The organism is Streptomyces sp. NPDC104381, assembly GCF_055583745.1.
Window position 1 is genome coordinate 673,774 of record NZ_JBVJNK010000006.1, and the last position, 8,267, is coordinate 682,040.

8 protein-coding genes and 1 pseudogene are annotated in these 8,267 nt (G+C 72.5%); 4 read left to right on the plus strand and 5 right to left on the minus strand.

Translation table 11 applies throughout. The annotated features are described in order from the left end of the window. Positions 1–6: 6 nt before the first annotated feature. A complete protein-coding gene (locus ACZ607_RS24270) occupies positions 7–213 on the plus strand; it encodes a hypothetical protein (RefSeq protein WP_469737699.1) in 207 nt (68 codons plus the stop codon). Between the two features lie 76 nt (positions 214–289). After that, positions 290–376, plus strand: a pseudogene (locus ACZ607_RS24275) (DNA-binding protein); the annotation flags it as partial. Between the two features lie 84 nt (positions 377–460). Here the strand turns inward: ACZ607_RS24275 and ACZ607_RS24280 are convergent. The 3 genes from ACZ607_RS24280 to ACZ607_RS24290 all read right to left on the minus strand — a co-directional run bounded on the left by ACZ607_RS24280 (position 461) and on the right by ACZ607_RS24290 (position 3,767). After that, positions 461–2,101, minus strand: coding sequence for a phospho-sugar mutase (locus ACZ607_RS24280; protein WP_469737701.1), 1,641 nt, complete (start codon positions 2,099–2,101; stop codon positions 461–463). Between the two features lie 299 nt (positions 2,102–2,400). Then, entirely contained in the window at positions 2,401–3,225 is an 825-nt protein-coding gene (locus ACZ607_RS24285; RefSeq protein ID WP_129265185.1) for a purine-nucleoside phosphorylase, read from the minus strand. Positions 3,226–3,329: 104 nt separating this feature from the next. After that, entirely contained in the window at positions 3,330–3,767 is a 438-nt protein-coding gene (locus ACZ607_RS24290) for a gamma-glutamylcyclotransferase family protein (RefSeq protein WP_033297850.1), read from the minus strand. 252 nt (positions 3,768–4,019) lie between these two features. Between ACZ607_RS24290 and ACZ607_RS24295 the strand changes: the two genes are divergently transcribed. Next, positions 4,020–5,459 carry an NAD(P)H-quinone dehydrogenase gene (locus ACZ607_RS24295; RefSeq protein WP_469737703.1) on the plus strand — a complete coding sequence of 480 codons (1,440 nt, stop codon included), beginning with the start codon at positions 4,020–4,022 and terminating at the stop codon, positions 5,457–5,459. Positions 5,460–5,583: 124 nt separating this feature from the next. Continuing rightward, the gene (locus ACZ607_RS24300; protein ID WP_469737705.1) at positions 5,584–6,555 is read left to right on the plus strand and encodes a DeoR/GlpR family DNA-binding transcription regulator; all 972 of its coding nucleotides are present in this window, start codon (positions 5,584–5,586) and stop codon (positions 6,553–6,555) included. Between the two features lie 54 nt (positions 6,556–6,609). On the opposite strand, the gene ACZ607_RS24305 is transcribed toward ACZ607_RS24300, so the two are convergent. Beyond that, positions 6,610–7,215: a TetR/AcrR family transcriptional regulator gene (locus ACZ607_RS24305; protein WP_469737707.1), complete on the minus strand. Its 606-nt coding sequence runs from the start codon at positions 7,213–7,215 to the stop codon at positions 6,610–6,612. Between the two features lie 98 nt (positions 7,216–7,313). Next, positions 7,314–8,267: ATP-binding protein (locus tag ACZ607_RS24310; protein ID WP_469737709.1), on the minus strand; the 954-nt coding region annotated here is incomplete at its 5' end.

The following is an 8,267-nucleotide window of genomic DNA, read 5'->3' on the forward strand; positions in this document are numbered from 1 at the left end:
GGCGTCATGGGTAGCAAGAAGCACTCGACCAGCCTCCCCGAGAAGCCGCCGAAGCCGGTGGCTTCTCCCCGCCATGTTGCCGAAGCGCTCGAACAGCGGGTCGCCATGGACGAGCTTCGGGAGATCGTCGCCGACTTCGGGACCGACCATGACGAGCTCACCCGCGAGGAGGTCGAGGCCGCCCGCGTGCTGCTGCGCCACGACGACCGATAGACCGGTGGGGCTGCCGCCTGATGCCTGGCACCCTGCCGCTCGACAGTGAAGGACTCTCGAAGCTCTACCGTGCTGCGCAGCCCGGCCGGTCACCGTCCTGACCTCCGATCCCGAGGACCTCACGCTCCTGTGCGGCCCCGCTGTGGAAGTCGTCAAAGTCTGAACACCGTCCGGCAGGCGCTGAGCCGCAGGGCCGCTCGTAGCGAATCGCGGCGGGCTGCCGGAGCGGCCCGTCGCGCAGGCGGGGTCAGATCCCCGCCGCCGCCGACAGGTCGCGCTTGATGGCGGCCAGCAGCTCCTCGCCCTTCGCCCGGGCCTCGGGGAGCCCTTCGCTGTCCGCGACCGGGACCACGGCCTCCAGGTAGCACTTCAGCTTCGGCTCGGTGCCGCTCGGGCGGACGATGACCCTGGCGCCCGTGAGGTGGTAGCGCAGGCCGTCCGTGGGCGGCAGGCGGTCCGTGCCCTGCGAGAGGTCCTCCGCCGAGGTGACGGGGAGGCCCGCGAGTGCGGTCGGGGGCGTCTCGCGCAGGCGCCGCATGGCGTCCGCGATGACCGTCAGGTCCTCCACCCGGACCGACAGCTGGTCCGTGGCGTGCAGTCCGTGTTCGAGCGCCAGGTCGTCGAGCAGGTCGAGGAGGGTGCGGCCCTTCTCCCTGAGCACGGAGGCGAGTTCGGTGATCAGCAGGGCGGCCGTGATGCCGTCCTTGTCGCGGACGCCCTCCGGGTCCACGCAGTAGCCGAGCGCCTCCTCGTAGCCGTAACGCAGGCCGTCGACGCGGGCGATCCACTTGAAGCCCGTGAGCGTCTCCTCGTAGCCGAGGCCCGCCTTCTCGGCGATCCGGCCGAGGAGGGAGGAGGAGACGATCGACTCGGCGAAGACGCCGGTGGCACCCCGGTCCACCAGGTGGGCGGCGAGCAGCGCGCCGACCTCGTCGCCGCGCAGCATCCGCCAGCCGCCCTCGGCCGACGGGTCGGGCACGGCGACGGCGCACCGGTCGGCGTCCGGGTCGTTGGCGATGACGATGTCCGGATCCGTACGGCGCGCGGTCGCGAAGGCGAGGTCCATGGCGCCGGGCTCTTCCGGGTTGGGGAAGGCCACGGTGGGGAACGCCGGGTCCGGATCCGCCTGTTCGGCCACGAGTACGGGCGCGGGGAAGCCGGCCCGGGCGAACGCGGCCGTCAGGACCGAGGTGCCGACGCCGTGCATCGCGGTGTACACGGTCCGCGCGGTACGGGGCGAACCGGGGCTGAGGACCGCGTCCGTACGGGCGAGGTAGGCGTCCAGGACCTCGTCGCCGAGCGTCTCCCAGCCCGAATCGGGGCGGGGTACGCCGTCGAGCGGGCCCACCGCCGCGATCGCCGCGGCGATCTCCACGTCGGCCGGGGGCACGATCTGCGAACCGTCGCCGAGGTACACCTTGTAGCCGTTGTCGCGCGGCGGGTTGTGGCTGGCCGTGACCTCCACGCCGGCGACGGCCCCCAGGTGCCGTATGGCGTACGCGAGGACGGGGGTCGGCAGGGGGCGGGAGAGGACGGCCGCGCGCAGGCCCGCGCCGGTCATCACGGCGGCGGTGTCGCGGGCGAAGTCGGCGGACCTGTAGCGGGCGTCGTAGCCGATGACGACGAGACCGCCGTCCTCTCCCTGCGCCTTCAGGTACGCGGCCAGGCCGGCGGCGGCGCGGATGACGACGGACCTGTTCATCCGCATCGGGCCGGCGCCGATCTCGCCACGCAGGCCGGCCGTGCCGAACTGGAGCGTGCCGGCGAAGCGGTCGGCGAGGGCGGGGAGGTCACCGGCGTCGATGAGTCCGGCGAGCTCCGCGCGGGTCTCGGGGTCCGGGTCCTCGGCGAGCCAGGTCCTGGCCTGCGTGATGAGGTCCTGCTGCACGGTGTCCGCCTTTCTGGTGGTGGTGGGGGTGCGGGTGCGGGGTGGGTGTGCCGCTGCGCAGGGCTGCCGGGGGCTCTGCCCCCGGACCCCTGCGCCTCAATCGCCGGCGGGGCTTGATCGGGTGGGCCAGTGCCTTGGGAAGCGGCGCCCCGGCGCGGGTTTTCGGGGGCTCTGCCCCCGGACCCCCGCGCCTCAAACGCCGGCGAGGCTTGGATTGGCCGCCCCGTGCCATGTACGCCGGCGAGGCTTGAATTGGCCGCCCCGCGCCACGTACGCCGGCGGGGCTGGATCTGGAGGTGCTAGATCCGGTCCAGGACGCGGGCCAGGAGTGCGCCCATGCGGGTCGCCGAGTCGCGGCCGGCCTGGAGGACCTCCTCGTGGTTGAGGGGTTCGCCGCTCAGGCCCGCGGCCAGGTTCGTCACCAGCGAGATGCCCAGCACCTCGGCCCCCGCCTCCCGGGCCGCGATGGCCTCCAGGACCGTGGACATGCCGACCAGGTCGCCGCCCATGACCCGGACCATGCCGATCTCGGCCGGGGTCTCGTAGTGCGGGCCGGGGAACTGCACGTACACGCCCTCTTCGAGCGTCCCGTCGATCTCCTTGCACAGGGCGCGCAGCCGGGGCGAGTACAGGTCGGTCAGGTCGACGAAGTTCGCGCCGACGATCGGCGAGGCCGCCGTGAGGTTGATGTGGTCGCTGATGAGGACCGGCTGGCCGGGGCGCATGCCCTCGCGCAGGCCGCCGCACCCGTTCGTCAGGATGACGGTCCCGCAGCCCGCCGCGACCGCCGTACGGACCCCGTGCGCCACCGCGGCCACGCCTCGGCCCTCGTAGTAGTGCGTACGGCCCAGGAAGACCAGGGCGCGCTTCTCCCCGATCCGGTACGAGCGGATCGTGCCGCCGTGCCCCTCCACGGCCGGGGCCGGGAAACCGGGCAGCGCGGTGACCGGGAACTCGGCCTCCGGGATGCCCAGCGCATCGCCGGCGGGGGCCCACCCGGAGCCCATCACGAGAGCGACGTCGTGGGTATCGGCGCCGGTCAGCTCGCGCAGGCGGGCGGCGGCGTCGGCAGCGGCGGCGTACGGGTCGCCCTGGATGTGGTCCGGAATAACAGATGCGTTCACGCGGATGAGGGTAACCGCTGATTCCCTACGCGCGTAGATGTGTCCGGTGAGAGTCTGGCCGGTCACGTTCGTACGTTCGTACGGAAGTGCCGTGCGGGAGGGGCTCAGCAGGGGCGCTTGCGGAGGTTCATGACGTAGTCGTGGGGCGCGCCCGCGGACTCGGCGGCGTCCGCCACCTCGCCCAGGTAGCGCGCCGAGGGCAGCCCGCCCTCGTAGCCGTTGAGGACGTACATCCAGGCCGGCTCCTCGCCGTCCAGCGTGTGCACCCGCACCCGCATGCGCCGGTAGATGTCGAGGCCGACACCCTCCCAGCGGTCCATGGAGTCCTCGTCCATCGGAGCCAGGTCGTAGAGCGCGACGAACACCTGGGAACGGGGCGCCTCCACCACCGTGGCCAGCGCGCCCTCCCAGCCCATCTGCTCCCCGCCGAACGTCAGCCGCCAGCCGTTGAGCCAGCCCGTGCCGCGCAGTGGGGAGTGCGGTGCGCGGCGCGTCATCAGCCGCGCGTCGAGGTTGCCGGCGTACGCGGCGTAGAGCGACATGGGGTCGAGGGTACGGGAGGAGGCCGAGGTGTGCGGGGTTCCGCCGGGGAAGATGCCCGGTCGTGGGCGGTCCGAGGGCGACCGGATGCCGTGGCCCGGCCAGGGCCGTTCCCGTATGGAGGGCCCCGGGGCGAAGCAGCTTGGCGCGTGCGGGACAATGAATTACGTACTGCATACGCCGGGGCGATCCCCCGGACCCCCGGCCGGGGCGGCAGACGGCCGTGGGATGACACCACGCGAGGCGGACTTTTCGTGACCCGGATCGTGATCATCGGCGGCGGCCCCGGCGGCTACGAGGCGGCACTGGTCGGCGCCCAGCTCGGCGCGGAGGTGACCGTCGTCGACTGCGACGGCCTCGGCGGCGCGTCGGTGCTCACCGACTGCGTGCCCTCCAAGACGCTGATCGCGACGGCCGAGGTGATGACCACCTTCGACTCCTCCTACGAGGAACTCGGCATCATCGTCGCCGACGACACCCCGCACATCGAGCAGGCCGCCCGGGTCGTCGGGGTGGACCTCGGCAAGGTCAACCGGCGCGTCAAGCGCCTCGCGCTCGCCCAGTCCCACGACATCACCGCCTCCGTCACCCGCGCCGGTGCCCGGGTCATGCGCGGCCGCGGCCGGCTGGAGGGCCTCCAGGCCGCCGACGGGTCCCGCCAGGTCGTGGTGACCGCCGCCGACGGCACCGAGGAGCGGCTCACCGCCGACGCGGTGCTGATCGCCACCGGCGGCCACCCCCGCGAGATCCCGGACGCCCTGCCCGACGGCGAGCGCATCCTGAACTGGACCCAGGTCTACGACCTGGACGAGCTCCCCGAGGAGCTCATCGTGGTCGGCTCGGGCGTCACCGGCGCCGAGTTCGCCGGGGCCTACCAGGCGCTCGGCTCGCGCGTGACGCTCGTCTCCTCCCGCGACCGGGTGCTCCCGGGCGAGGACCCGGACGCCGCCGCCGTCCTGGAGGACGTCTTCCGGCGCCGCGGCATGAACGTCATGGCCCGCTCCCGCGCCCAGTCCGCCAAGCGCGTCGGCGACCGCGTCGAGGTCACGCTGGCCGACGGCCGCGTCATCTCCGGCACCCACTGCCTCATGGCGGTCGGCGCGATCCCCAACACCGCGGGCATGGGCCTGGAGGAGTCCGGGGTCCAGCTCAAGGAGTCCGGGCACATCCGGACCGACCGGGTCTCGCGCACCAGCGCCCCCGGGGTGTACGCCGCCGGCGACGTCACCGGGATCTTCGCGCTGGCCTCGGTCGCGGCGATGCAGGGCCGGATCGCGATGTACCACTTCCTGGGCGACGCGGTCGCGCCGCTGAACCTGAAGACGGTCTCCGCGAACGTCTTCACCGACCCCGAGATCGCCACCGTCGGTTACAGCCAGGCCGACGTCGACGCCGGGAAGATCGACGCCCGGGTCGTGAAGCTGCCGCTGCTGCGCAACCCGCGCGCCAAGATGCAGGGGATCCGGGACGGCTTCGTCAAGATCTTCTGCCGGCCCGGCACCGGCATCGTGGTCGGCGGCTGCGTCGTCGCCCCGAGGGCCAGCGAGCTGATCCACCCGATCTCGCTCGCCGTGGACAACAACCTGACGGTGGAGCAGATCGCCAACGCCTTCACGGTGTACCCGTCCCTCTCCGGCTCGATCGCCGAAGTGGCCCGGCAGTTGCACACCCGTAAGACCGCCGGCGAGGCGTAGCACCGAACCGCTCGTACGGACGACAGGGCCCCCTATATCACCAGGGGGCCCTGTCCATGTACAACTTCTGTTATTCGGCGCAAACTGCTGAAAAGCAACCTACGGCCAGGTTACTGTCAGTTTCGTGTTCGCTGCAGAACGTCGTCAATTGATCCTCGAAATGGTGCGCGCCAACGGGGCGGTATCGCTCCGTGAGCTCGCCCGCGTCGTCCAGACCTCCGAAGTGACCGTACGGCGGGACGTGCGGGCACTGGAGGCAGAAGGACTCCTCGACCGCCGGCACGGCGGTGCGGTCTTGCCGGGCGGTTTTACGCGGGAGTCCGGCTTTCCGCAGAAATCCCATCTCTCCACCGCGGAGAAGACGGCCATCGCCGACCTGGCGGCCGGGCTGGTCGGTGAGGGCGAGGCCATCGTGGTCGGCGCCGGCACGACCACGCAGGAGCTGGCCCGCCGGCTCGCGCGGGTGCCCGGTCTGACCGTGGTCACCAACTCGCTGCTGGTCGCCCAGGCCTTGGCCCATGCCAACCGGGTGGAAGTGGTGATGACGGGCGGCACCCTGCGCGGGAGCAACTACGCGCTCGTCGGCAGCGGTGCCGAGCAGTCCCTCCAAGGGCTGCGGGTGAGCCGTGCGTTCCTCTCCGGGAGCGGGCTGACCGCCGAGCGGGGGCTCTCCACGTCCAACATGCTCTCGGCGAGCGTGGACCGGGCGCTGGTGCAGGCCGCGGCGGAGGTGGTGGTCCTCGCCGACCATACGAAGCTCGGCTCCGACACCATGTTCCAGACGGTGCCCACGGAGCTGATCACCCGTCTGGTGACGGACGAGCCACCGGCCCACGACGAGCGGGCCGCCACGGAGCTCCAGGCCCTCGCCGACCAGGGCGTGGAGATCACCGTCGCGGGGCCCGACACGGACTCCGGGGCGGGTGAGCCGCTGCCGCAGGGGCGGCAGGCGCGGCAGGAGATGCCGCTGCCGGGCCAGCGGCGCACGCAGGGCGGTCATGGAGGAGGGCCGGGAGGGCTCGGACCGCAGCTGCGGAGTGCCGCCGCGCTCGCGGACGGCCCCGTGGGCCGGGTCGCGGACCTGCGGCGCCGGTAGGGGCGGAGCCCGGCGTGGAGGCTTCACGGACGTGGCCCCGGGAGGGGCCCTCCGTCAGTCGCCGGGCCGGGCCGAGGGCACGGGGTCGGCCCGCAGACCGCGGAGCGTCAGCCGCAGCAGCCGGCCGGCCAGACCGGGATCGGCCGGGGTCCGCTCCGCGGCCAGCGCGATCGCGTTCGTCAGTTGCAGAAGGTCGTCGATCGACACCTCCGCGCGCACCGAGCCGCTCGACTGCGCCCGCGTCAGCAGCCGGTCCCCGGCCTGACGCAGCGGTACGTGGCAGGACGTCAGGGCCGAAGTCTCGTCCCCCGGCGCCGACATGAGCGCCTGCGCCAGCCCCCGGTACTCACCCGCGTGAGTGACGATCGCGCCCAGCCACTCCACCAGCGCGGTGCACGGCTTGTCGGAGCGGGCCAGCTCGTGGGAGCGGGCGAGCAGCGCGGTCAGGGCCTCCTGGAACACCGCGTTCATCAGGGCCTGGCGGTTCGGGAAGTGCCGGTAGAGCGTGCCGATGCCGACGCCCGCCCGCCGGGCGATGTCCTCCAGCGAGGCATCCGTGCCCTGGGCGGCGAAGGACGTACGGGCCTCACCCAGCAGCCGGTCGTAGTTGCGGCGCGCGTCGGCGCGCATCGGCCGGGCCGGTGTCGGTGCCGTGCTCATCGCCCTCACCCTCTTCTCCTGGTGTCCGCTCCGCGTCACAAGGATGCCACTGGGGGCCCGGCGGTCGCCGGGCCCCCAGTGGCGAGGAGAGCGCGTACTCAGTCCTTGATCTCGCAGATCGCGGCCCCGGACGACACCGAGGTGCCGATCTCCGCCGCCAGACCCTTCACGGTGCCGGAGCGGTGGGCGTTGAGGGGTTGTTCCATCTTCATGGCTTCGAGGACGACGATGAGGTCGCCTTCCTTGACTTCCTGGCCTTCCTCGACGGCGATCTTGACGATCGTGCCCTGCATCGGGGAGGCGAGGGTGTCTCCGGAGGCCGCGGAGCCGGACTTCTTGGCCGCGCGCCGCTTGGGCTTCGCGCCGGCGGCGAGGCCGGTGCGGGCCAGGCTCATGCCGAGGGAGGAGGGCAGGGAGACTTCCAGGCGCTTGCCGCCGACCTCGACGACGACGGTCTCACGGCCGGCTTCCTCGTCGGTGTCCTGGTCGGCGGGGACCGCGTAGGGCTTGATGTCGTTGACGAACTCCGTCTCGATCCACCGGGTGTGGATCTCGAACGGGTCCGCGGTGAACGCCGGGTCGGTGACGACGGCACGGTGGAAGGGGATCGCGGTGGCCATGCCCTCGACCTGGAACTCCGCCAGAGCACGGGCGGCGCGCTGCAGGGCCTGCTGACGGGTCGCGCCGGTCACGATCAGCTTGGCCAGGAGCGAGTCCCAGGCCGGGCCGATCACACTGCCGGACTCCACGCCGGCGTCCAGGCGGACACCCGGGCCGGTGGGCGGGGCGAACAGGGTCACGGTGCCGGGAGCGGGCAGGAAGCCACGGCCCGGGTCCTCACCGTTGATCCGGAACTCGAAGGAGTGCCCGCGCATCTCCGGGTCGCCGTAGCCGAGTTCCTCACCGTCGGCGATCCGGAACATCTCCCGCACCAGGTCGATGCCGGTGACTTCCTCGGTGACCGGGTGCTCGACCTGGAGGCGGGTGTTGACCTCCAGGAAACTGATCGTGCCGTCCGCACCGACGAGGAACTCCACCGTCCCGGCACCGAC